Origin of the sequence: Streptosporangium sp. NPDC050284 (assembly GCF_044459525.1) — a bacterium.
GTDB lineage: Bacteria > Actinomycetota > Actinomycetes > Streptosporangiales > Streptosporangiaceae > Streptosporangium.
Map to the genome: position 1 here is coordinate 126403 of NZ_JBITIZ010000005.1, position 21190 is coordinate 147592.

General features: G+C 66.5%; 22 protein-coding genes. 13 read left to right on the forward strand and 9 right to left on the reverse strand.

The window, feature by feature from the left end; translation table 11 throughout:
• Positions 1-134: 134 nt before the first annotated feature.
• Positions 135-1460 carry an MFS transporter gene (locus ACIBH4_RS13850; RefSeq protein ID WP_362512725.1) on the reverse strand — a complete coding sequence of 442 codons (1326 nt, stop codon included), beginning with the start codon at positions 1458-1460 and terminating at the stop codon, positions 135-137.
• A 67-nt stretch (positions 1461-1527) separates the two neighbouring features.
• Between ACIBH4_RS13850 and ACIBH4_RS13855 the strand changes: the two genes are divergently transcribed.
• Together ACIBH4_RS13855 and ACIBH4_RS13860 are read left to right on the forward strand one after the other, a co-directional pair.
• Positions 1528-2457, forward strand: coding sequence for a LysR family transcriptional regulator (locus ACIBH4_RS13855; protein ID WP_362512722.1), 930 nt, complete (start codon positions 1528-1530; stop codon positions 2455-2457).
• 424 nt (positions 2458-2881) lie between these two features.
• Positions 2882-3250 (forward strand): hypothetical protein, encoded by a 369-nt coding sequence (locus ACIBH4_RS13860; protein WP_362512719.1) that lies wholly within the window; start codon positions 2882-2884, stop codon positions 3248-3250.
• Between the two features lies 1 nt (position 3251).
• Here ACIBH4_RS13860 and ACIBH4_RS13865 read toward each other — a convergent pair whose 3' ends face one another.
• The 3 genes from ACIBH4_RS13865 to ACIBH4_RS13875 form a co-directional block, all read right to left on the reverse strand.
• On the reverse strand, positions 3252-3392 hold the full coding sequence (locus tag ACIBH4_RS13865) for a hypothetical protein (RefSeq protein WP_362512716.1): 141 nt from the start codon (positions 3390-3392) through the stop codon (positions 3252-3254).
• Positions 3393-3398: 6 nt separating this feature from the next.
• A complete protein-coding gene (locus ACIBH4_RS13870; protein ID WP_362512713.1) occupies positions 3399-3983 on the reverse strand; it encodes a hypothetical protein in 585 nt (194 codons plus the stop codon).
• Between the two features lie 435 nt (positions 3984-4418).
• On the reverse strand, positions 4419-5258 hold the full coding sequence (locus tag ACIBH4_RS13875) for a helix-turn-helix transcriptional regulator (protein WP_362512710.1): 840 nt from the start codon (positions 5256-5258) through the stop codon (positions 4419-4421).
• 197 nt (positions 5259-5455) lie between these two features.
• On the opposite strand from ACIBH4_RS13875, the gene ACIBH4_RS13880 reads away from it, so the two are divergent.
• The 5 genes from ACIBH4_RS13880 (at position 5456) to ACIBH4_RS13900 (ending at position 11114) form a co-directional block, all read left to right on the forward strand.
• The gene (locus ACIBH4_RS13880; RefSeq protein WP_362763630.1) at positions 5456-6400 is read left to right on the forward strand and encodes an SDR family oxidoreductase; all 945 of its coding nucleotides are present in this window, start codon (positions 5456-5458) and stop codon (positions 6398-6400) included.
• Positions 6401-6422: 22 nt separating this feature from the next.
• Positions 6423-7004: a hypothetical protein gene (locus tag ACIBH4_RS13885; RefSeq protein WP_362763633.1), complete on the forward strand. Its 582-nt coding sequence runs from the start codon at positions 6423-6425 to the stop codon at positions 7002-7004.
• 339 nt (positions 7005-7343) lie between these two features.
• A complete protein-coding gene (locus ACIBH4_RS13890; RefSeq protein WP_362763636.1) occupies positions 7344-8903 on the forward strand; it encodes a serine/threonine-protein kinase in 1560 nt (519 codons plus the stop codon).
• Between the two features lie 221 nt (positions 8904-9124).
• Positions 9125-9778 (forward strand): response regulator transcription factor, encoded by a 654-nt coding sequence (locus ACIBH4_RS13895; protein ID WP_362512697.1) that lies wholly within the window; start codon positions 9125-9127, stop codon positions 9776-9778.
• 163 nt (positions 9779-9941) lie between these two features.
• Positions 9942-11114: a HAMP domain-containing sensor histidine kinase gene (locus ACIBH4_RS13900; protein ID WP_362763639.1), complete on the forward strand. Its 1173-nt coding sequence runs from the start codon at positions 9942-9944 to the stop codon at positions 11112-11114.
• Positions 11115-11273: 159 nt separating this feature from the next.
• Here ACIBH4_RS13900 and ACIBH4_RS13905 read toward each other — a convergent pair whose 3' ends face one another.
• Both ACIBH4_RS13905 and ACIBH4_RS13910 read right to left on the reverse strand, forming a co-directional pair.
• Positions 11274-12698, reverse strand: a complete 1425-nt coding sequence (locus tag ACIBH4_RS13905) for a S41 family peptidase (RefSeq protein ID WP_362763642.1) — start codon at positions 12696-12698, stop codon at positions 11274-11276.
• 187 nt (positions 12699-12885) lie between these two features.
• On the reverse strand, positions 12886-13350 hold the full coding sequence (locus tag ACIBH4_RS13910; protein WP_362512687.1) for a cupin domain-containing protein: 465 nt from the start codon (positions 13348-13350) through the stop codon (positions 12886-12888).
• A 52-nt stretch (positions 13351-13402) separates the two neighbouring features.
• Here ACIBH4_RS13910 and ACIBH4_RS13915 point away from each other — a divergent pair, with 52 nt between their 5' ends.
• Together ACIBH4_RS13915 and ACIBH4_RS13920 are read left to right on the forward strand one after the other, a co-directional pair.
• Positions 13403-14485 (forward strand): helix-turn-helix domain-containing protein, encoded by a 1083-nt coding sequence (locus ACIBH4_RS13915; protein WP_362763645.1) that lies wholly within the window; start codon positions 13403-13405, stop codon positions 14483-14485.
• 370 nt (positions 14486-14855) lie between these two features.
• Complete coding sequence (locus ACIBH4_RS13920) at positions 14856-15173, forward strand: glyoxalase/bleomycin resistance/dioxygenase family protein (protein WP_362763648.1); 318 nt, start codon at positions 14856-14858, stop codon at positions 15171-15173.
• A 295-nt stretch (positions 15174-15468) separates the two neighbouring features.
• Here ACIBH4_RS13920 and ACIBH4_RS13925 read toward each other — a convergent pair whose 3' ends face one another.
• From ACIBH4_RS13925 to ACIBH4_RS13935, 3 genes are read right to left on the reverse strand one after another with little or no spacing between them, the layout of a single operon-like run.
• On the reverse strand, positions 15469-15663 hold the full coding sequence (locus tag ACIBH4_RS13925; protein WP_362763650.1) for a DUF397 domain-containing protein: 195 nt from the start codon (positions 15661-15663) through the stop codon (positions 15469-15471).
• A 23-nt stretch (positions 15664-15686) separates the two neighbouring features.
• Positions 15687-15893, reverse strand: a complete 207-nt coding sequence (locus ACIBH4_RS13930) for a DUF397 domain-containing protein (protein ID WP_362763653.1) — start codon at positions 15891-15893, stop codon at positions 15687-15689.
• A 14-nt stretch (positions 15894-15907) separates the two neighbouring features.
• Positions 15908-16801 carry a helix-turn-helix transcriptional regulator gene (locus tag ACIBH4_RS13935; RefSeq protein ID WP_362763837.1) on the reverse strand — a complete coding sequence of 298 codons (894 nt, stop codon included), beginning with the start codon at positions 16799-16801 and terminating at the stop codon, positions 15908-15910.
• Positions 16802-17153: 352 nt separating this feature from the next.
• On the opposite strand from ACIBH4_RS13935, the gene ACIBH4_RS13940 reads away from it, so the two are divergent.
• From ACIBH4_RS13940 to ACIBH4_RS13955, 4 genes are all read left to right on the forward strand, one after another.
• A complete protein-coding gene (locus ACIBH4_RS13940) occupies positions 17154-17624 on the forward strand; it encodes an ATP-binding protein (protein ID WP_362763656.1) in 471 nt (156 codons plus the stop codon).
• 12 nt (positions 17625-17636) lie between these two features.
• A complete protein-coding gene (locus ACIBH4_RS13945; protein ID WP_362763659.1) occupies positions 17637-18758 on the forward strand; it encodes an NAD-binding protein in 1122 nt (373 codons plus the stop codon).
• 5 nt (positions 18759-18763) lie between these two features.
• Positions 18764-19306, forward strand: coding sequence for an NUDIX domain-containing protein (locus ACIBH4_RS13950; RefSeq protein WP_362763662.1), 543 nt, complete (start codon positions 18764-18766; stop codon positions 19304-19306).
• Positions 19307-20325: 1019 nt separating this feature from the next.
• Positions 20326-21069 carry a hypothetical protein gene (locus ACIBH4_RS13955; RefSeq protein ID WP_362763665.1) on the forward strand — a complete coding sequence of 248 codons (744 nt, stop codon included), beginning with the start codon at positions 20326-20328 and terminating at the stop codon, positions 21067-21069.
• Positions 21070-21190: the final 121 nt, after the last annotated feature.

Sequence of the window (21190 nt, forward strand, 5' to 3'; positions counted from 1 at the left end):
CTCAGGCCCGCCTTGCCGACCCTGACCGCGATCGGAGGCCGACACGACACCGTGGGAGAACTCGTACCGGCCGAAGGGCGATGGCGGGGATATCCGCCCGGATGTTCGCCGACCCCATGGTGCGAAGCCGGGTTTCACGAACCGGTCGTCCCGCTCCTGCCCGAGCTGCCGGCGGTGGCCGCGCTGACCAGGGCGAGTGCCGCTCCCACCCACATCACCGCGGAGATCGAGACGCTGTCCACGATCCGGCCGCCGGCGAACGAACCGAGCGCGATGGAGACGTTGAAGGCGCCGACGAAGAGCGCCGTGCCCATCTCGCCGCCGCCCGATCGCATGATCCAGAGCTGCAGGGTCACCCCCACCCCGCCGTAGCCCAGGCCCCACACCATGAGCACGACCAGAGGGAGGCCGATCAGGGGCAGCACCGCCATGGCGAGTGTCATCAGCAAAGTCAGCGTGATCAGGACCGGCTTGGGACTCCGCGCCGCCCATGCGCCCGCCACGAAGTTACCGGCCACGCCCGCGGCACCGTACAGGAGGAGGGCGGTGCCGACGAGGGCGGGGCCGGCGTGCGAGACCTGCTCCAGGAACGGCCGGACGTAGGTGTAGGCCGCGAAGTGGCCGGACACGATCAGGACGGTCAGGACGAGGGCGATCCTGAGCGGGCCGGAGAGCCACGTGAACCGCCCCTCCGACGCGCGAACTTCGGTGGTCGACGGTTCGGACGCGAGGGCCGAGGGCTCGGTGGGCGATGCTTCGGACGTGCGGACCGGAGTTTCCGTGGGCGATGCTTTGGACGCGCGAGCCGAGGTCCCGGGGGACGACCGCTTCGACGCACGGGGCCTGGGTTCACCGGGCAGGGACGGCAAGGTGGTGGCCAGCAGCGTGAGCAGGACCAGAGCCAGCATCCCCATGGCGACGAACGCGGCCCGCCACCCCGCGAACGACGAGACGAACGTCGCCACGGGCACCCCAACCACCGACGCCACCGACACCCCGGCCAGGATGATCGACGTGGCCCGCCCGACTGACCCCTCGGGCACCAGTCGCAGGCCGAGCCCGGCTGCGAAGGCCCAGAATCCGCCGATGCTCACCCCGGTCAGCACCCGGGCGGCCAGCATGACGGGGTAGTTCGGCGCGAACGCGCCGACCAGGTTGGCCACCGCGAGCAGTGCCATCAACCCCAGTAGCGTGACGCGCCGGTCGAGCCGTCGGGTGGTGATCGCCAGCAGGGGCGCGGAGACGGCGGCGACCAGCCCTGGCACCGACATCATCAGCCCTGCGGTCCCGTCGGAGACACCGAGGGTGACGGCGATCGAGGTGAGGAGGCCAACAGGCAGCATCTCGCTGGTCACGATGGTGAAGGTGCCCAGCGCGACCGAGGAGACGGCGAGCCAGCGCGCCCGAGGGACGGCGGAAACATCGGTCATGGTCATGTCGGCCAGCTTTCTGCCGGCCACCGGCAGGAACAATGGCGAAGATCGAAGGCTTGGTTTAGGTGAGCTAAGCGATCAGGTAGAGGCGGGCATGGAATTCAGGGAGCTGGAGTGCTTCGTCGTGCTCAGCGAGGAGCTGCACTTCGCGCGTACGGCCGAACGTCTCTACCTGTCACCCGGCAGGGTGAGCCAACTCGTGCACTCGCTGGAGGTCAGGCTCGGCGGCCGGCTCTTCCACCGGACCAGCAGGCGTGTGCGTCTCACGTCCCTGGGCGAACGTTTCCTGGCCGACCTGCGCCCTTCCTACGACGGCATCGCGAACGCGGTCGGCCGGGCCAAGGCGGCGGCTCGCGAGGTGACAGGCGTGATCAGGCTCGGCTTCCTGGCCACCCCCACGGACGTCGTCACCGGCAGCGTTCGTGCCTTCGAGGACCGCTACCCGGGGTGCGAGACGGAGTTGGTGGAGATCCCGCTCTCCGACCCCTTCGGCAAGTTGCGGGCCGGGCAGGTGGACATCACGTTCACGCTGCTGCCGGTGGACGAGCCCGATCTGGCGACCGGTGAAGGACTGAACCGGGTCTCGTACCAGCTCGGCGTCTCCTCACGCCACCCGTTGGCCACTCGTACGAGCATCGACGCGGAGGAACTGGCCGGCGTATCCCTGATCGGCCTGGACGGCCCGGCTCCACGCACGTGGCGCGAGCGGGTGGCGCCGCCCGCGACGCCCTCCGGCCGCCCCATTCCCCTGGCCGGTACGGTGTCCACCAGCCAGGAAGGGCTCACCCAGGTGGCGCTCAACCGGGGCGGCATGTTGTTCTGCACCCCCACGGCGGCTCACCACAGGCGCCCGGACGTCAGCTTCGTCCCCGTCATGGGGTTGCCTCCCTCGATCCTCGGCCTGGCCTGGGTGAAGGCGGCGGAGACGGCGGCGACCCGGGCGTTCACCGAGGCGGCTGCCGGGCACGCGCTCGGAACGGCGGCCTTGAAGGAGTGTCGAGACGGACCTTCGTCACCGTCCTGATCGGTGATTCGTCCATCTCGTTGAAATCTCCGTCTTCGAGCCCGCCCCAGCCGGTTTTCTTCGACAGGGCCAGGGCGCTCAGGTGGATGGCTCTGGAGTCGGACACCGGAGTCCGTCACCTGGTTCTCGACCACCGTCAGAACGCGCAGAACGCGGCGGATCGGCGAGTTCTGAGCGGACCGGCAGGGCGGACCACCCCGATTCGCCTTGGAGCATCGGCACCACCTCCGGTCCCCGGTGCGGTTTCTGCCTGGTCTCCCGCTGATGCTCGGACTCCGGCCCGCACCGGTGAACGGTCTCGTGGTCGACCCTCGTACCGGGGAGATCCCGGCTACCTCCGGGCACGTGCGGCCCGAAAACGGGTAGCTCTGGCCTCCGTCTCGCCGTCTCGTACGTCCACCCGACGTCTGGATAGGATGGGCCGATGTCCTGGACGCTCGAAACTCCGGGTGGCGAGTCGCTTGACGTCAACGCGTGGAACTGGCGACCGACTCTGGAACTACTGGAGAGATCCGGCCTCCTCGACGCCGACACGACCGAAATGCTGGGTTACAACATCGCCGTGGAACTGACCGGCGAGCAGGCCCAGCGGATCGCCACGTTCTTGGACCTCTACCTGGCGGCCGCTCCCGCCGAAGGCCGCGTCCTCCTGGACGGATCGATCATCACGGAACCCGACACCTACGAGTTCCACCGCGACGACCTCGGACGCAACTATTCCGCGACGGTCGCGTGGCTGACTCGCTTCCGTGATTTCTGCCGCACCGCGACGGACGGGTTCACCGCCTACTGAATCAGTTGATTTGGCCGATCAGCGTCAGGACGGCGCCGATGCTCTCCTCGACACCGAGCAGATCTTCATACCAAGCCGCGCGGAAGCCGAAATCCTCGTTGTCGGGGTCGTATTCATCGGGGGAGATCGCAGAGGTCCACATTGTCCGTCATGCGGATGGCGGGGATCCGTTGGGCGAGCTTTTTTGCCCAAGTTCTGGGGATGGCTCTCGCCACAGGATGAACACTGCAATGGTGCCGATGGTGACTGTAAAGGACAGGATATAAAGGATGGTCATGGCTACTCCCTGGGGCGCCAGGGCGAAACTTGCTCCGATCGCGATCATCGAAGTTACCGGGAAGATCGCACGCAAACCCCAGTAGGCGAACCGCCCGCGCGGTAGAGGGTGGTCTTGGACGTAGTGCTCCCAGCCCATATTCTCCCGGCCGACGCGATCTTCGATTCCGGTCCGGAGATAGGCCGCGATGCGGGTGATCAGGTGGGCTTTGAAGAGCCAGATGATCCCCAGGGCAAGCGACAGCAGTGGGTAGATCAGGATGATGGCTGCATTGCGGACTTGAAAGCCCGCCGACAACACCGCGCCGAAGGACACCGTCGCCACAGCGGTGGTCTGAAATTGCAGCGATGTGAGGCCGACGATCTCTGAGCGCAAGGAGGTGTATTCGGCTGCCTTGAGCTGGGTGGCTTCCCATTGTGGCGAGATCGGCCCTGTCGTGGGCAGTGATCCCGCCACCTGTGTGATGCCTGACTGGGGGGCCGTGGATGCCTGTCGACCTAGTCGCTGCAAGAGCAGTGCGAGCCCAGAGCGCCAGGAAAAGGTGTGCCGCATGATATCCACAATGCCACATATATCGCCGTTGTGATGAAAAGTCGATCGGCCAAGGACGCCCCACTTTTCGGAGCGTTACAACAGGTGATGATTTCCTTATGCTCTAACTCTCTGCTTTCGCGACGTCACGCTACGACCAAATGGAGATACGGATTCGCGAACCAAGGTGCCCAGCAGATTCTGGATAGTCAGCTACATAAGCTGACAGAAGAATGGAAAAGTGCTGAAGTTGACCCGGAAGAGGGTGAAGTTGGGTGCGTGGGATGGTCACCGGAGGAAAATGTGGGCTTCACGGGTCCTTTGGAGGTCGAGGTGTGGCGGCCGGGCGAGCACCCCTTTTCAGTGGAGGGTCTGGGTGCCGATGACGGAGAGCAGGTTCAGCTTGTCGTGGCTCTCGCTGCCGGGAACGGCGGTGTAGACGAGCAGCGAGTGGGCCTGGTCGGGGTCGATCAGTCGCTGGCAGGTCAGCTCCAGGGCCCCGACCTCGGGGTGGACGAAGTGCTTGACCTCGTGGGGGCGTATCCCGATCTCGTGGGCGTCCCACACGCGCCGGAACTCGTCGCTGTGGGCGAGGAGCAGGTCGGCGAGATGCGCGGCTCGGGATCCGGGGCCGCGCAGGGTGGCGATCTCGCGCAGTCCTGAGGCGAACATCCGGGTGAGGAACGGATGTTCTTCCGGCGCGTAGAGTTCCCGGACGGCCGGATCGGTGAACCATCGGTATCCCAGGCTGCGGGCGGGCCCGGTGTAGCGGGTCGTGTCCCCGGTGAGCGCGACGCCCATCGAGGTCTGTCGCAGGGTCTCGCCGAGCTCGGTGACGATCTCCGCGGGAGTGTCGTCCAGACGGTCGAAAATGCGCAGCAGGCCGGGGCTGATGTGCTCGCCGACCCCGCCGCGGGCGGGTGGGTTCTGCCCCGCGAGACGGAACAGATGGTCTCGCTCGTCGAGCGAGAGGTGCAGGCCCTGGGCGATCGAGGCGAGCATCTGGCTCGACGGCCGCGGTCCGCGTTCTTGCTCAAGGCGGGAGTAGTAGTCGGTCGACATGTGGCACAGCGTCGCGACCTCCTCGCGCCGTAGCCCGTTCGTCCGGCGACGGGGACCGCGCGGGAGGCCGACGTCTTCGGGTTGCAGCACTTCTCGACGGCTTCGGAGGAACTCCGCCAGCCCGGCGCGATCGATCATGGCATTCCCTCCGCTCGCGGTGCTGCTCCGTTTCTATCGTCCTCGCGCGACGGCAACCACGGACCGTCGATCCCCCTCTCGGAGGTCTCGGAGGTTTCCGAGGTGGGCGAGGCCGCATCCACGGATCGGCGGTCCCTGGAACATCCACGCCGCCTCCGAGACCGTGGATCCGAGACGACAACACAAGGAGCAGAGCAATGTCGCGTCAGGCAATCGACATCACCATTCCGGACTTGTCGGGAAAGCGTGCGCTCGTCACCGGTGCCAGCGACGGAATGGGGTTGGGAATGGCCGCGCGACTCGCCGCGGCCGGCGCGGACGTCGTCATGCCCGTCCGCAACCTTCGTAAGGGCGAGAACGCGATCGCCGCGATCCGCCGGAGTCTCCCGAACGCGAAGGTCTCGCTGCGCGGTCTCGACCTGTCGTCGCTCACGTCGGTCCAGGCCCTCGGAGAGACTCTCCGTGAGGAGGGGCGGCCCATCCACATCCTGATCAACAACGCGGGCGTGATGACCCCGCCGAGCCGGCAGACCACGGCGGACGGCTTCGAACTCCAATTCGGCACCAACCACCTCGGCCACTTCGCCCTCGTCGCACACCTCCTCCCGCTGCTGCGCGCCGGCCGCGCTCGTGTCACATCGCAGGTCAGCATCGCCGCGAGACGCGGCGCCATCAACTGGGACGACCTGAACTGGGAACGCGACTACAACGCCATGCGCGCCTACCGGCAGTCCAAGATCGCATTCGGGCTCTTCGGTCTCGAACTGGACCGCCACAGCAAGACCCATGGATGGGGCGTCACCAGCAACCTCTCCCATCCCGGAGTGGCCCCCACCAGCCTCCTCGCCGCCCGCCCCGAGCTCAGCCGCGACAAGGACACCGGCGGCGTCCGCCTGATCCGCGCGCTCTCGGCTCGCGGCATCCTCGTCGGCACCGTCGAGACCGCGATGCTGCCCGCGCTCATGGCCGCGACCGACCCCGACGCCAAGCCCGGCGTCCTCTACGGCCCCAAGGGCCTCGGCGACCTGGGCGGCCCACCGGCCGAGCAGCGAATGTATTCTCCGCTGCGTAGCACGGACGACGCCGAGCGCGTCTGGCGGATCTCGGAGCAGCTCACCAAGACCGTCGTTCCGACCACTTGACCCACACCGAGGCCCTACGGGGGTGCGCATCAGAAAGATCGTCTTCATTCTGGCGTTGGGCGCGGTCGCCTGCACTCCCGACGCCTCTCCGGCAAGGCAGGAAACCGGCATGCCGGCCTCGTCCTCGCCCGCCACCTCGGTAACCGTCGAGTGTGAGGCAACGGTCGGCGGAGAGCAGGTTCCCCCTGCCGGGTTTGAGATCATCGGTGGTGCGGTGGCACTGCCGACGAGCCGTGATCGTTCAAATGCCTTGCAGGTCGGCGAGGTGAAGCTGCCTGACGGGAAGACGGGGTTGTTCGCGAAACAAGGGCTGCTCGTACGGCGAGGCGAGCTCGTCGAGTTGATCGTTCCGGAGAATCTTCGGGGCCGGTTCTGGATGAAATGGGGCAGGCCAGAGCCGCTGGGCGACCAGGTGATTGTCGATCGTTGCGACGCGGACAAGGAATGGCTGGCATTCGCGGGTGGCTACACCGTCCGGCGTGCTGCCTGTCTTCCGGTAGATGTTCGAGTCGGGAACGGTGAGCTGCGACAGGTGCACATCGGTATCGGGGCGCCGTGCCCGGGACAACAGCCCGCGCCCGAGGCCGATTCGGGCTCTGGCTGAACCGGCGGCTCGCAGGTAACCGGGACGCCGGGCTGTCGCGAGGTCGGGTTGGCGGCAGCGGTGTAGAGAGTTCTACATAAAAAATATCCCCATATATCCGTCAATGTCGTTTATGTCTGCTTAGGCATTGAGAGACATGCCGAAAACGGGGCTAAGTTTGTTTCAGTGAACGACTGAGGCATGAACTCCGCGAGAGGTGTCGGCGGGCGTGGTAAATGATCAGGAAGGCATGTTTCCGGACTTAAGGGATAGATGGCAAGGACTTAATCTGTCATCCGAAATCGCCGCCGGACCGGTCGAAAACAAACAGGAAGCCCCTGATCTAAACGGCGGGCGGTTGTGAGCAAGCGGACGATCATCGGAGCCCGCTACGAGCTGGACCCTCTCTCGCGTCGCTCGGGAGGAATGGGCGAGGTGTGGTTCGGCTACGACAAGCGCCTCGACCGGCCGATCGCCATCAAGTTCATCAGGATCGACAAGCTGCCCGACGGCCGCGAGGACGAGGAACTCGCAAGACGCTTCGTGCGCGAGTCACGGATCACCGCCCGGCTTGAGCACCCGGGGGTCCCCACGGTCTACGACTGCGGATCGCACGAGGACGACCTCTACCTCGTCATGCAACTCGTCAACGGCGCCCCCGTCTCCTCGCTTCTCGACGAGACACAGGTGCCCGTCGCCTGGGCGGTGGCGATCGCCGCGCAGGTCTGCTCGGTGCTGGCCGTGGCCCACTCCAACTCCCTGGTGCACCGCGACCTCAAGCCCGCCAACCTGGTGCTCTGCCCCGACGGCACGGTGAAGGTGCTCGACTTCGGGATCGCCACCGCGCTGGCCGGTGCGGAGACGACCCGGCTCACCAGAACGGGAGAGGTACTCGGCACACCGGCCTACATGGCACCGGAGCAGGCGATGACCGGAATCGCCGGTCCGCAGAGTGATCTCTACTCCCTCGGCGTGATCCTGGACGAGATGCTCGCGGGCGAGAACCAGTTCGCCGCCCCCACCGCGCTCGCCTCGATGCGCAACCACACGGACGTCCCGCCCCGGCCGCTGCGCGCCAGAAGGCAGGGCATCCCCGAAGGTCTGGAGCGGCTGGTCCTGTGGCTGCTCGCCAAGTCGCCCGAGGAACGGCCGGCCAACGCGGGGGTGGTCTACGAGCGGTTGCTGGACTTCTGCCGCGAACTGCCGCCCTTTCCCGGCTATGTGAACCTGGACACGCCTCACCCGGTGCGCATGTACGCCGCGGTCGTCGGACGCGTCGCCCCCATGGGGGCGAACCGGAACCGTCGGCCCGCCGATCCGGTACGGCCGCCGCGGATCAGGCTCGCCGCGGAATCGGCGCAGATCGGAGGGGACGATCTTGAACGCGCCCGCAGGGACGCGAGGAAGCTCAAGGTGGAGTCCCGTTTCACCCAGGCGGCGGATGTGCTCGCGGAGGTGATGCGCCCCGCCGAGGGTTCGTTCGGCTCGGCCAGCTCCGAGGTGGTGGACCTGCGGATCGAGCTCGCCGAGGCGCTCTTCCTCGGCGGGGACTACCGTCGGGCGGCGCCCGAGTTCCGTCGGCTGGCGATCGACGTCGCCCAGGTGGAGGGACCCGGCAACAACCTCGCGCTGCGATGCCGGCTGATGGAGGCGAACTGCCACGCGGCGGTGGGGGAGATGAGCCTCGCCCTGACGCAGTTTCGTGAACTCCTCGCCGACGAGAGGCGATTCGGCGCCGACGAGGAGCGGATCCTCGAACTCCGGCGTCAGATCGGGCTGGTGGAACTCGGCTCGGGTAACCGGGCCCAGGCCAGGCGCACGCTGGGCGACCTGCTGGGCGACCTGGAGCGGAAGTACGGCCCGCAGCACGCGGAAGCCGGTAAGGTCCGCGCGATCCTCGAAGGTCTCGACGATCGATGACGCCCTCGCGATATCGACCAGAGAAAGGAGGATTCGTCGGAGGCGAGTCCATGGCCGGGACCGAGAGGTAGGGCCTGCCGGGTGCCGGGTGCCGGGTGCGGGGTGCGGGGTGCGGGGCGACGGTCGGCGGCGAGGCGTGCCTTCGCGCGATCACCCCGGCGGCGACGGTGTGGCACGGGCGTTAACGCCGCTGATACCGGTCGTCGGATACGACTTCGATCATGCGAATACTGGTGGTGGAGGACGAGCGGGACCTGGCCGACCTGGTGGCCATGGGGCTGCGACGGCACGCGATGGCGGTCGACGTCGCATACGACGGCGAGGCCGCGATGGAGCGGCTCACCGTCAACGACTACGACGTGCTCGTACTGGACCGGGACCTGCCCGGGATATCCGGCGACGTGATCTGCCGGGACCTGGTGCGAGCCGGGGCGCGCACCCGCATCCTGATGCTGACCGCGGCCGCGTCGATCCCCGAGCGGGTCGCGGGCCTGGGATTGGGCGCCGACGACTACCTGCCCAAACCCTTCGACTACACCGAGTTGGTGGCGCGGGTACGTGCCCTGGGGCGGCGCAGCCAGGCAGCGCTGCCACCGGTGCTGGAACGCCACGGGATCGTGCTGGACCCGCAGCGGATGCAGGTCTCCCGCGACGGCCGCTTCCTGAGGCTGTCGTTGAAGGAGTACGCGGTGCTCGAGGTGCTGATGCGGGCGAACGGGACCGTGGTCAGCGCCGAAACGCTGCTGGAGTCGGCGTGGGACGAGCACGCCGACCCGTTCACCACCGTGGTACGCGTCATCGTCAGCCGGTTGCGCGCCAAGCTCGGCGACCCGCCGTGCATCCACACCGTGCCCGGCGCCGGGTACCTGCTGTGATCCGGCGTACGCCCCGGAGACACCCGGCGAGCCCGGTGTACGGCCGGAAAGGCGCGGCATGCCCGGCATATGGCCGGAAAGGCGCGGCATGCCCGGCATACGGTCGGAGAGGTACGGTGCGCCCGGCGTGCGGTCCGGGAACGTGCGGTGCCGGAGGTCCGCTGTGAGCGGGCGCGCGGCCCGGAAGCTTTTCGGCACGGTAAGGATGCGCCTGACCCTGCTGTACACCGGCCTGTTCCTGACCACCTCGACGATCCTGCTCACCGTGGTGAACCTGCTGCTCAGCAACACGCTGGAGAGCCGGGTCAGATCCGTCACGGAGAAATTTCCGCCCGTTGGCCGATTCCCCCAGGGGGTTCCCGCGCCGAGGGCGCCGGACTTGCCCGACCTCCCGCCACAACCCGAGGTCGTCGACGTCATGAACACCCTGTCCGGCGCGGTGCTGCGCTACCAGTGGACGGTGAGCGCGATCGTGATCGCCCTGCTCACCGTCGTCTCGGTGGCCGCGGGCTGGTGGCTGGCCGGACGGGTGCTGAGCCCGCTGCGGCACATCACCGCAACCGCACGCCGTCTCTCCCTGTCCAACCTGCACGAACGGATCGGGCTCGCCGGTCCCCGCGACGAGCTCACCGACCTCGCCGAGACCTTCGACGCGATGCTGGAACGGCTGGAACGGTCGGTCGACAGCCAGCGCCGATTCATCGCCAACGCCGCCCACGAACTGCGGACCCCGCTCTCCGTCCAGCGGGCCGCGATCCAGATCGGGCTGGACGACCCGCTGCCGGACCGACTCGTCCCGGTACGGGAGAAGCTGCTGACCGCGAACCGCCGGACCGAGCGGCTGATCGATTCACTGCTCCTGCTCGCCCAGGCGGAACACGGCCCGGACGGCATGGAGCCGGTGGCCCTCGACGCACTGGTCCGCCAGGCGATCGAGGAGACGACCGCCGACGGCATCGACGGCATCGCCATCACCTCACAGACCCGGCCGGTCGTCGTCGTGGGTGACCCGATCCTGCTCGGCAGACTCCTGACCAACCTGCTGCAGAACGCGGTCCGCCACAACCGTCCCGGCGGGACCGTGCACGTCGGCCTCACCGCGACCGGCGTGCTGACCGTACGCAACACCGGCTCCGAGGTGCCGGCCGAACGGGTCGACGAGCTGTTCCAGCCGTTCCGCAGGCTGCACTCCCGGACCGGGAGCGCCGACGGTGCCGGTCTCGGTTTGTCCATCGTGGCCTCGATCGCCCACGCCCACCACGCCACCGTCACCGCCCGGCCCAACCCCGGCGGCGGCCTCGAACTGACCGTGATCTTTCCCGTCCTTAGTGGCTGACATGAGTCTCCTCGCCCGCAACGGCCGACCGTTACAGCGTTCGATCACGACTCTTCTCGCCCGTAGCAGCCGACCGTGAGCTTCCCCGTACGCGGCAGGGCCGCCCGCGGCACAGAAGAAGGAGCCCGGCGGTCGCCGGGCTCCGTGAGCGGGAATGGCCTACTTCAGCAGGGTGAGGGCCTTCGCGACGCCCGGGTCGCGTCCGGCGGACAGGTCCGCCGAGGTCATCGGGGCCTGGTGGTCGGGGGCGACGCCGATGGTGTTGACGACCTCCCGATTCGCTCCGATCTCGTGCTTCTTGGGCAGGATGAGGGCGCTGCCGTCATCGAGCAGATAGGCGGCTCCGGGACCGGACACCGCGCCGGCGGTGCGGGTGCCCACCAGGGTGCCGAGACGGAGATCCTTGACCGTGCTCGTGAAGGAGTCGCACGCCGAGGCGCAGTTGCGGTCGGTGAGCGCGACGAGGGGCAGGCCCAGCAGCGGCACGGTGTCGTCGCTCCGGTTGGCGGTGCAGCGGCCGTGCACGTCGCACCAGTAGCTGGTGACCTTGCCGTGCGTCCAGGCACCGAGCAGCCTGGAGACCTCCTGAGGGCTGCCGCCGCCGTTGCCGCGCAGGTCGAGCACAACCCCGCGCAGGGTCGCCTTCTCGCGCAGGGAGGCGATGGCCGCTAGGACCTTGTCCGCCGCGCCGGGAAAGAAGCCCGGCAGTGCGACGTAGGCGACGGAGCCGGAGAGCAGCTTGGAGTCGACCTTCGGTTCAGAGCCGGAGGAGGGGGCGGGGGTCACCGAGACGTCGACGGTGCCGCCGGTGGCGGGACGGCGCAGGGTGAGCCGGATCGCCTTCCCCGCAGGGGGCCTGATGAGCCCGTCGAGGACTCCCTGGGAGAGCACCCCGTTGACGAAGAGCGGCACCCCCTCGGCCGAGACGAGTTCGTCGCCCGGCCGGATCCCCGCCTTTGCGGCCGGGCCTTCCGGGCGCACGTCGGTGATGAAGAGCGGCGGGGTGGCCGCCGGATCGATCACCCCGGGAGGGCGAAGGCCGGAGAGGCGGGCGCCGAGCGACGCTCCGCCAGGGGTCGGACGGTCCCAGTTCGCGTGGTTGTCGTCGAGGCTCTGCACCATGCCCCGCATCGTCGCCTCCGCGACCGCCTGCCGCACCTCGGGGTCGGCGGGCAACGTGCCGACGACCTTCTGGTAGACGGCGCGGAACGCGGCCCAGTCGGCGTTCCTGTTGCCGGTGAGCGCCGGCATCGTCGCGTTCGGCCGGTCGAGCCCGCGACGCTGCAACTCCTGGGTGAGCGCGGTGAACGCGGGCACCAGCAGCGCGCGGGGGTCCAGGACCGGGCCGCTGTAGTAGTTGGCGAAGACGCAGTGGTACGCCTGCTCGATGATGGTGACGGTGGTCGGCTTCAACGGCGGAGGCTCGGACGGTCCTGAAGGTCCTGAAGGTCCTGAAGGTCCTGACAGGGACACGCACGCCGGTGGCCGGCTGCCGTACCCACGGTCGGCGCTCGCGCCGGTGGCCCCGGAACCGATGAGAGCGGCGAGCGCGATCGCGATGACGAACGATTTTCTGCTTCTCATGCCGCCGAGCTTCGCGATCATGCTGTTGCCCGGATGTGAACGCGAACGTTAACACCGCCGTAGCGGTCCCTCCGGTAGGAACACTGCTTTTGGGAGCCCGGCGCCGGTCGCGGGGAGATGGGACCGGCCGCGACCCACGACGACCGGTCGCAATTGACCGTGACCGGCCGCGACCGGTCGTGTCGGCTCAGCCGAGAGGGTGGCCGATGGTGGCATCGACGTGACCGGGGATCGGGTCGTGCCGGTCGCCGACCGACGGGGTACCGGTCGGTTCGAACATCAGGATCGAGGCGCCCTCGGCCGACGACGGCCGGTGCTCGACACCGCGAGGTACGACGAACACCGCCCCCTGCGGCAGCGTGACGACCCGTTCACCTCGACCCGTTCCTGCATCGCTGATGTCGGCCTCGGCGGCGGTGCCGGTGTCGACGGCGATATCAGCGTCGACATCGCCGTCGCGCAGGGCGATGGACAACTCCCCGTCGAGCACCATGAAGAACTCGTCGGTGTTCTCGTGGACGTGCCAGATGTGCTCGCCGGACACCTTCGCGATCCGGACGTCGTAGTCGTTCACCCGGGTGACGATCCGCGGGCTCCACAGCTGGTCGAAGCCGGCCAGCGCGGTCCGCAGGAGGACTGGTTCGTCGTTCATGGGGCCATCGTGGCGGTTGGCGCCCGTATGGCGTGAGTGCTAGGAATCGCATATGTCGCATGGATCCTCGCAGGCAACGGCGTATCGGCCCCACCGGGTGACCGTGATCGTCGACAACGGCTCGAACCCGTTCGAGCTGGGCGTGGCGACCGAGCTGTTCGGGCTGCGCCGTCCCGAGATCGACGTGCCGTGGTACGACTTCACGCTCAGCGCCGCGCTGCCCGCCGTCCGCATGCACGCCGGGATGTTCACGCTGTCGGACGTGGCCGGGCTCGACGCGGTCGACGGGGCCGACACCGTGATCGTGCCCAACTGGCCAGATCCACTGGTGCCCCCGGCCCCAGAGGTGCTGGACGCCGTCCGCCGCGCAGCCGGGCGGGGCGCCCGGCTGGTGAGCTTCTGCACCGGCGCCTTCACCCTGGCGGCGGCGGGAGTCCTGGACGGTCGCCGGGCCACCACGCACTGGCGCTGGGCGAAGGCGTTCACCGCCCGCCACCCCGAGGTACGGCTCCAGCCCGACGTGCTGTTCGTCGACGACGGCGACGTGCTGACCGCGGCGGGCAGCGCGGCGGCGCTGGACCTCGGCCTGCACCTGATCCGCCGCGACCACGGCGCGGAGGTGGCCAACACGGTGAGCCGGCGCCTGGTGTTCGCGGCGCACCGGGACGGCGGCCAGCGGCAGTTCGTCGAACGCCCGGTTCCCGCGGTACCCGACGACTCCCTCGGCTCGGTGCTCGCCTGGGCACAGGAGCGGCTGGACCACCCGCTCACCGTCGCGGACCTGGCGGCACACGCGGCGGTGAGCCCCGCCACCCTGCACCGGCGGTTCGCCGCCCAGCTCGGCACCACCCCGCTGGCCTGGCTCACGGCCGAACGGGTGGCGCTGGCCTGCCGGTTGATCGAGTGCGGCGAGCTCCGGTTCGACGTGGTGGCCCGCCTCAGCGGGCTCGGCACCGCCTCGAACCTGCGAGCCCGGATGCGGCAGCAGACCGGGCTCGGTCCGCTGGCCTACCGACGGCGATTCGGACCGGCTGCTGAGCCGGCCGTGAGCTGCCTGGAGTACTACGCAGGAGCAGATCAAGGCTCAGATCTCGGGCCCGTGCCGGTTCATCCACGGCGTGGACGGCGGCTCTGAAGACGGACGCACCGCTGCCCCGTTCTCTCTGCTGTCCGGTGACGGCCGCCAGCTCGCCCTGGACGCACAGTGAGCCCCCACTGGGCATCCCCGCAGACTGGCATCAACGCTACGACGGCGCCCCTTTACGGCTCGCATCGCACTGCGTCCACGGAGACGACAAGCCATGGACCGTGCACTACGAGGTACCCATCGACGAGACCAAACCGGCGTGAAGCACCCGACCCGCAACACCCTGAAATACCAGGGAGACGATGATCTCCTCTCCTTCCTTTCATTGATCGATTGATCTAACCAGGGCCACCGTGATCGGCAGCAGCCCGCTACAACCGGGACGAGCGCTCTGTCCGCGGCTATCAAGGAGAACTCCGTGATCCACGCCAGTCTGATCGTCATCTACACCGATCAGCTCGACGCCTGCCATGGCTTCTACTCCGGGCTCGGCCTCACCTTTGCCAGGGAGCAGCACGCCGCCGGCCCCGAGCACTACGCCACCACCCTCGGCGGCACCGTGTTCGAGCTCTACCCCGCCACCAGTCGCCGCCCGGCCACCGGGAGCCTGCGGATTGGCTTCACCGCCCCGGCCGATGCCGTCACGCTGCCATCCGGCCGGCACGTCCTTACCGACCCCGATGACCGCGTTGTCGAGCTTTACGTCCATCAGGAACCTGGCCTGCGCAGGTCGTAGAGGCGCCCCTGTGTCAGCTCAACCCCGGCCAGTAGGCTCTGCTCGTCCTGGTCTAACTGCGCAAGGGCGAGACGTTCATCGAACTCGGCGCGGGATTAGGGGTACGTCACTCCACTGATCCCGGAGCGGTTCAATGTGTCGTCACTCAAAGTTAAGCGATGAGGATTTCGTACGCTGCTCAGACGGAAGTACGGGTGCGGATGCGGGTTTTCGAAAGGGAGGTTTCGATCGTCCGCCAAGCTTCCCGACAGGACACTCGGAGAGCGTCCTGTCGGGTTCGACGTTCTCCAGGGAGTCAGGCAAAACCGTCGAAGTGGCCGTTCTTGATGCCGTTGATGAAGGCGCCCCAGTCGTTGCGACTGGAGATGAGGGTGCCGCCGTCGCGGATGGCGACGTCGTTGCCAACGAAGGTCATCTCGACACAGCTCGGGCCGTCGCCGCTGAGGCTGCTCTTGCGCCAACGTGCTCGGGAGAGGTCAGGTTTCCGCATCCTGTGTCCTCGGTGGGTGGGGGTTAGGGGAGGGCGTCGAGGTTGCCGTTCTTGATGCCTCCGATGAAGGTGTTCCACTCGGTACGGCTGAAGATGAGGGTTCCGCCGTCGCGGTCTTTGGTGTCGCGGACGGCGACGTCGTTGCCGACGAAGGCCATCTCGACACAGCTCGGACCATCGGCGCTGAGGCTGCTCTTGCGCCATCGCGCACCGGACAGATCTGGTTGCATCTGGGTTCCTTTCGCTAGTGATCTCTGTGTAGAGATGCGAGTAGCGCGGCTGTATCGGCGGGACTGAGCGCTATCGCGCGAAGGTGCTCACACATATCGTTATACCGCTGGATATCCGTTTCTTCCTCAAGGAAAATGTCGCCGGCCATGCTGTCGATGTGAATCACATCGGGGTTGTCCGCAGCGAACTTCAAGACGATGAAGCTGCCGGGCATACCTGGGTGGGCTCCAGCGGAAAACGGGATGGTCTGGATGGTGACATGTGGGCGTCGAGCCTGCTGGGCCAGGTGTTTGAGTTGGGCACGCATGACAGAGTCGCCGCCGACCTGTCGGAGCAGGGCGGCCTGGTCCAGGACCGCCCATAGATGAAGTGGTGTGTCTCCCTCCAGGAGAGCTTGTCGTTGTATCCGGGCAGCGACACGATCCTCGATTTCGTCATCGGTAACGGTCGGACGGACACCACGGATCATCGCCCGCATGTAGTCCTCGGTCTGCAGAAGGCCGGGGATGAACAGCGACTCGTAGTTGATGGCCTGCTGGGCTTCGGCCTCCAGGCCGATGTAGGCGCTGTACTTGTCGGGGAGGTCTGCTTCGAGGCCGTGTAGCCATCCGCGTTGCTTGGCCTCCTTCTGGAGCGTCACCAGATCTGTGCGTTGGCTGCCGGTGACGCCGTAGGCGTCGAGCAGGGTGTTGAGTGTCCGGAGCTGCGGTTTGGTCTTGGCCGTTTCGATCCGGTGGAGCGTAGCGAGGTTGACGTCGGTCTTCTCGGTCACCTCGGCCTGGGAGAGTCCTGCTTCCTGGCGGAGGCGGCGTAGCTCGGCTGCCAGACGCCGTAGACGTACCGTCGGCGGCTGACGCTTGGTGCGTGGCAGGGGTGCAGTCGCTCCCAACTCATCTTTCTCCTGCATCTTCAGCACCTTTCTGGACTATGCGGGCAGTGTAAGAACCTGCATTGCATTTACTTACAGTGGTGATGCATGCTCTCTCCGTGAGCATTCCAGGCAGGGTCCCGCCGGAAGGCAAAACGAAGGATTTCCCCAGACGGCCGGGCGGACAATTTTCCCTCTCGGTGCGGCCCACCCCGTATCGGGTGCCCGCCCGGCCTCAGCGGTACGACCGGCGATACATCTGCGACGCTCCCCGGCCGTACTCCCGTAGGACCGGCACCGTGCCCCCTCGTCCCCCGTGGGGGAGTGCGGCGTCCCCGGCCGCGAACGGTGCCGGTCCTATGTCCGACGTACCAACCAGGAGCGAGGGAAAATGACCGATGTCGCCAGCAGCACGCAGTACCTCAAACTCTCCCTCTTCCCGACCTCGCCCTACTACGCCCGGGTCCACGTCCGGCGCGTACTGGAGAGCTGGCACCGGGACGACCTGATCGAGACCGCCCAGCTCGTCGTCTCCGAGCTGGTCTCCAACGCGATCACCGCGCACGCCGCGTGCCCCGAGGCCGCCAAGGTGATCCCGCACGCCGACCCGGACCAGATCTGGATGGACGTCTACCGGATGGGTGAGACCGTTGTACTCCGCGTCTGGGACGCCAGCCCGCTCACCCCGGTCGTCCGCGATCCCGGCCCCGACGACGAGAACGGCCGCGGCCTGCACCTCGTCGAGCTCCTCGCCACCGACTGGGGCTACTACCGCCCCACCCCCGGCGGCAAGATCGTCTGGTGCACCCTGGCGCCACCACCTCCCGAAGAGCAGGTGGGAACGATCCACTCGCACCGATAAGAGGGAACAGCCTTGGAAGCCTTCGAACGCGCCCGGCTGGACGCCTACTTCGCCAAGATCGCGGCTCGGTTCGTTCCCGACGAGCGGATCACGTCATTCCTGGTCACCCACCTTCTGCCGGAACGGCCCTGCTTCGTTCGCGCGGTCGCGGCGATGAGCCGCCTGCGGGCGGTGTTGCCCAAGCCCAAGTCGATCGACCCTGCCGCACGGCGTGAGGTCGAGCAGGCCGTTCCGGTCGACGCGCTCTTCCGCGAGTTGTTCGCCGACCCCGGCACGGCCCTGGACTACTTCGAGTCCCGGGCCGCCACCGAGCCGGTCGCGCTGCTGGACGTCGGTGGCTACTTCGCCCCGACCCTGGCCGAGGTGCACGGACGCTTCTCCGGTCGGCTGCTCGGGGTGATCGAGGACACCGAGAACGGCCACCGCCGCTACCGGGATCTCGACCTGCTGCCCTGTCCGGTGATCTCGGTCGCCCGGTCGCCGTTGAAGGATCCCGAGGACTTCCTCGTCGGTCAGTCCGTAGTCTTCTCCACCGAGGCGGTGATGCGTGGCCGGGGCGACATCCTGCACGGTCGTCCGGCCCTGGTGATCGGTTTCGGCAAGCTCGGCAGTTCGATCGCCCGGCTGCTGCATGCCAAGGGGGTCCAGGTCACCGTCTTCGACATCGACCCCGTCCGCCGTACCCAGGCGCTGTCCCAGGGGTTCGCCGTCGCCCGCGACCGTCACAGCGCCCTGACCGGCGCGGGACTCGTGCTCTGCGCGACCGGTGCCCTCTCCCTGCGCGGCGAGGACTTCTCTCACCTGCGCAACGGCGCCTACGTCGCCACCGTCACCAGCAGCGAGGACGAGTTGGAACTCAGCGGACTGCCGGACGTCTACACCCGCACAATGGTCGGTGACCACATCACCCGCTATCAGACGACCGGCCACTACTTCTATCTGGCGAACGGCGGAAACGCCGTCAACTTTTTGCACGGCGCCAGCGTTGGGCCGTTCATCTTCCTGGTCCAGGCCGAGATACTCGCCGGGATCGGGATGCTCTCCCGTGGGGACCTCGCATCCGGTATGCATGAGGTCTCTGCGGCCGACCGTGCCGCTGTCGCGGCGATCTGGCTCTCTTACGTCAACAGGTGATCGACTTGGCCATCACGGCAGACCACATCCGTACCGTCATCGGCGACTACCTCGACGCGTGCCCCGAGGAGAAGCAGAGCCTCGCCCCGGCTTTGGAACTGCTCGACGACGGCGCGGACCTCACGACCCGCGACGAGTTTCGAGGCCACGCGACCGCCGGCGCGATCCTCGCCGACCCCGACGGGCGGATCCTGCACATCCGCCACCTCGCCCTGGACCGGTGGCTGCTGCCCGGCGGTCACCTGGAGGACTCCGATGCCACCCTCCTGGACGCGGCCCTGCGCGAACTCGCCGAGGAGACAGGCATCCCCGCCGCCGCCGTCACCCCAGCCGGTGACCGTCCCCTCCACATCGACATCCACCCCATCCCCGCCAACCCGGCCAAGAGCGAACCGGAGCACCGGCACATCGACTTCCGCTTCCTCTTCCACACCACCAGCGCGATCGGCCCGCTCCAGACCGAAGAGATCACCGCCGCCGCCTGGCGCAGGGCCGACAGCATCGGCGACCCCATCCTGAGACAGCGCGTCACCCAGGCACTGCGCTGAGACTCTCCGGCCGAGTTTGGTGAGTGCTCTTCGCTTTCGTTAAGGGACGCGCACATTAGTCCGTAAAGCATCGACGGTGTCGACCGAATCGTTCAAGGAGCTCATTCGAACCCGGTAGTGCAGGTCGCAGGCTCGTTGCGAGCACCGGGCTTGGTTTCTGAATCTTGTTAAAGCAACCTTCGCTCTTCAATCTCGCAAGGCGAGACAAAACTCCTTCTCTATACGATAGTTTACAAAAAATGTCAATACTTGTGTGGCGCGCCTGTCATAACTCATGATCAACGAAGAGGGGTCGCGAAGAGAGACGGAAAGGAGAGCCTTCCCATCGGTCTTCACCAGAAAGGAAAAAATGATTATCCGTAAATGGCGAATTGTTGTCACCGCCTCACTCTCGGCCATCTTAACCGCGATAGCTGCAACCGTGTCTCCGGTGTCACTTATGGCTAACACATGGCCATTCGACGGCATGTATCCAGACAAGAGCACGCACAGCTGGTGCTATCACAGCTCGGCGGGATCGACGCTGAGGAGTTATATCCCAGGAGCGATGAACTACCTATACAACTCCACCACCATCCCCGGAATTCCTCAGCACGCTACATGTGATACGCAGAATTCAAACCAGGACGGCGACCCGGCAACCGACGTTGTATGGAGACAAGGGAGCCTGAACGGACAGTTCGGTACCGCACCCTGTTTCGTGGAGACGGCATCTAATAGCACTCACTGTGATCAAAGACAGATCACCATAGGCGTCAACAACATCGAAAATTCCGATTATCCACACCAGCAATATATTAAGACGGTATGCCACGAACTAGGACACACGGCAGGCTTTGATCATTATGCTGGTTTCGCCAATCCCCCCGCTATTCCCCCAGGGGGTGTACTGGACTGCATGGTGAGCGGAGACGTCAAATACGCTAGCAATCCTACTGGTTCATGGATATGGCAATATAATAGCCACCACCTCAGTCACGCGAACTCTTGGTGGCCCTAAAACGGAAAGGAGTCCGTCGATGAAGCGGCCTATTGCTGCTCTGGCTCTCGTTTCGGCTCTTGCCCTAAGCGGGTGTACAGGCGATGAGACCTTCGGCAACCCCGCTACAGGCCAGATCACGCGGGGGAATTACAAAGCACTCGACGTCTCAATTCTCCGGGTCGCGGAATCGGACTTTCAGCCCCTGTCCTCACCGGAGGCACTGGCAAAAGTCCAGCCGATCGTCGCCGCAGGCGTGGTCGACGGCTGGCAGGAAGGTCCAGCTCTGGCCACCTATCCCAATGGGCCACTCGAACATCGTGTCGTTCTCAGGATCAAGGTCACCCACCCCTTGAAAGGTATTGATACGGAGGGGGCAAACAGTAATTCAATGATCTATGTGGATTTGTTTCGGGGCGCCGTGGTCCGAGACGACTCCAAGAAGCCCGAGGAGTGGCTACCCAAAAGATCTTTGGAGGACTTCGAAAGTTCCATCCCCACCGGCACCAAGGCCATGGTTTTCGCAGCCAATCACCTTCCTTACGAAGGTTCTGTTATAAAGCCTGGAGTCACACTCTCCGATGAGGCCGTGCTCACCAGCCCACCGCCTCAGGGGCTCGTGTTCGAAGATCAGACGCTTGTCCAGCAGAAAAGTTCAGACGGCCGGGCCCTCGTGGGCGGAATCGAACCGCTAGACGTCGCGGGCACCAGCTCAGGATGGGCAGAGCCTAAAAACATGGACGACCTGATCTCGCGACTCAAAAGCAATGGTTTTTCCGATTGAACTAAACGCGCCACAGCTTACCCGCCAAGCCGGACAGGCAAACAGCCACTCTCTGTCAATCCTGACCTAACAGGCCGCGATGGAGATCGACAATCTCGATCTCCATGGCGGCTTCGGTGAT

What these genes read in the sequence shown, in the direction of transcription:
- ACIBH4_RS13855 (WP_362512722.1), top strand. Translation starts at nt 1,528, where the DNA reads ATGGAATTCAGGGAGCTGGAGTGCTTCGTCGTGCTCAGCGAGGAGCTG.
- ACIBH4_RS13860 (WP_362512719.1), top strand. Translation starts at nt 2,882, where the DNA reads ATGTCCTGGACGCTCGAAACTCCGGGTGGCGAGTCGCTTGACGTCAAC.
- ACIBH4_RS13865 (WP_362512716.1), bottom strand. Translation starts at nt 3,392, where the DNA reads ATGTGGACCTCTGCGATCTCCCCCGATGAATACGACCCCGACAACGAG.
- ACIBH4_RS13875 (WP_362512710.1), bottom strand. Translation starts at nt 5,258, where the DNA reads ATGATCGATCGCGCCGGGCTGGCGGAGTTCCTCCGAAGCCGTCGAGAA.
- ACIBH4_RS13880 (WP_362763630.1), top strand. Translation starts at nt 5,456, where the DNA reads ATGTCGCGTCAGGCAATCGACATCACCATTCCGGACTTGTCGGGAAAG.
- ACIBH4_RS13895 (WP_362512697.1), top strand. Translation starts at nt 9,125, where the DNA reads ATGCGAATACTGGTGGTGGAGGACGAGCGGGACCTGGCCGACCTGGTG.
- ACIBH4_RS13905 (WP_362763642.1), bottom strand. Translation starts at nt 12,698, where the DNA reads ATGAGAAGCAGAAAATCGTTCGTCATCGCGATCGCGCTCGCCGCTCTC.
- ACIBH4_RS13910 (WP_362512687.1), bottom strand. Translation starts at nt 13,350, where the DNA reads ATGAACGACGAACCAGTCCTCCTGCGGACCGCGCTGGCCGGCTTCGAC.
- ACIBH4_RS13915 (WP_362763645.1), top strand. Translation starts at nt 13,403, where the DNA reads ATGTCGCATGGATCCTCGCAGGCAACGGCGTATCGGCCCCACCGGGTG.
- ACIBH4_RS13925 (WP_362763650.1), bottom strand. Translation starts at nt 15,663, where the DNA reads ATGCGGAAACCTGACCTCTCCCGAGCACGTTGGCGCAAGAGCAGCCTC.
- ACIBH4_RS13930 (WP_362763653.1), bottom strand. Translation starts at nt 15,893, where the DNA reads ATGCAACCAGATCTGTCCGGTGCGCGATGGCGCAAGAGCAGCCTCAGC.
- ACIBH4_RS13935 (WP_362763837.1), bottom strand. Translation starts at nt 16,801, where the DNA reads ATGCAGGAGAAAGATGAGTTGGGAGCGACTGCACCCCTGCCACGCACC.
- ACIBH4_RS13940 (WP_362763656.1), top strand. Translation starts at nt 17,154, where the DNA reads ATGACCGATGTCGCCAGCAGCACGCAGTACCTCAAACTCTCCCTCTTC.
- ACIBH4_RS13955 (WP_362763665.1), top strand. Translation starts at nt 20,326, where the DNA reads ATGAAGCGGCCTATTGCTGCTCTGGCTCTCGTTTCGGCTCTTGCCCTA.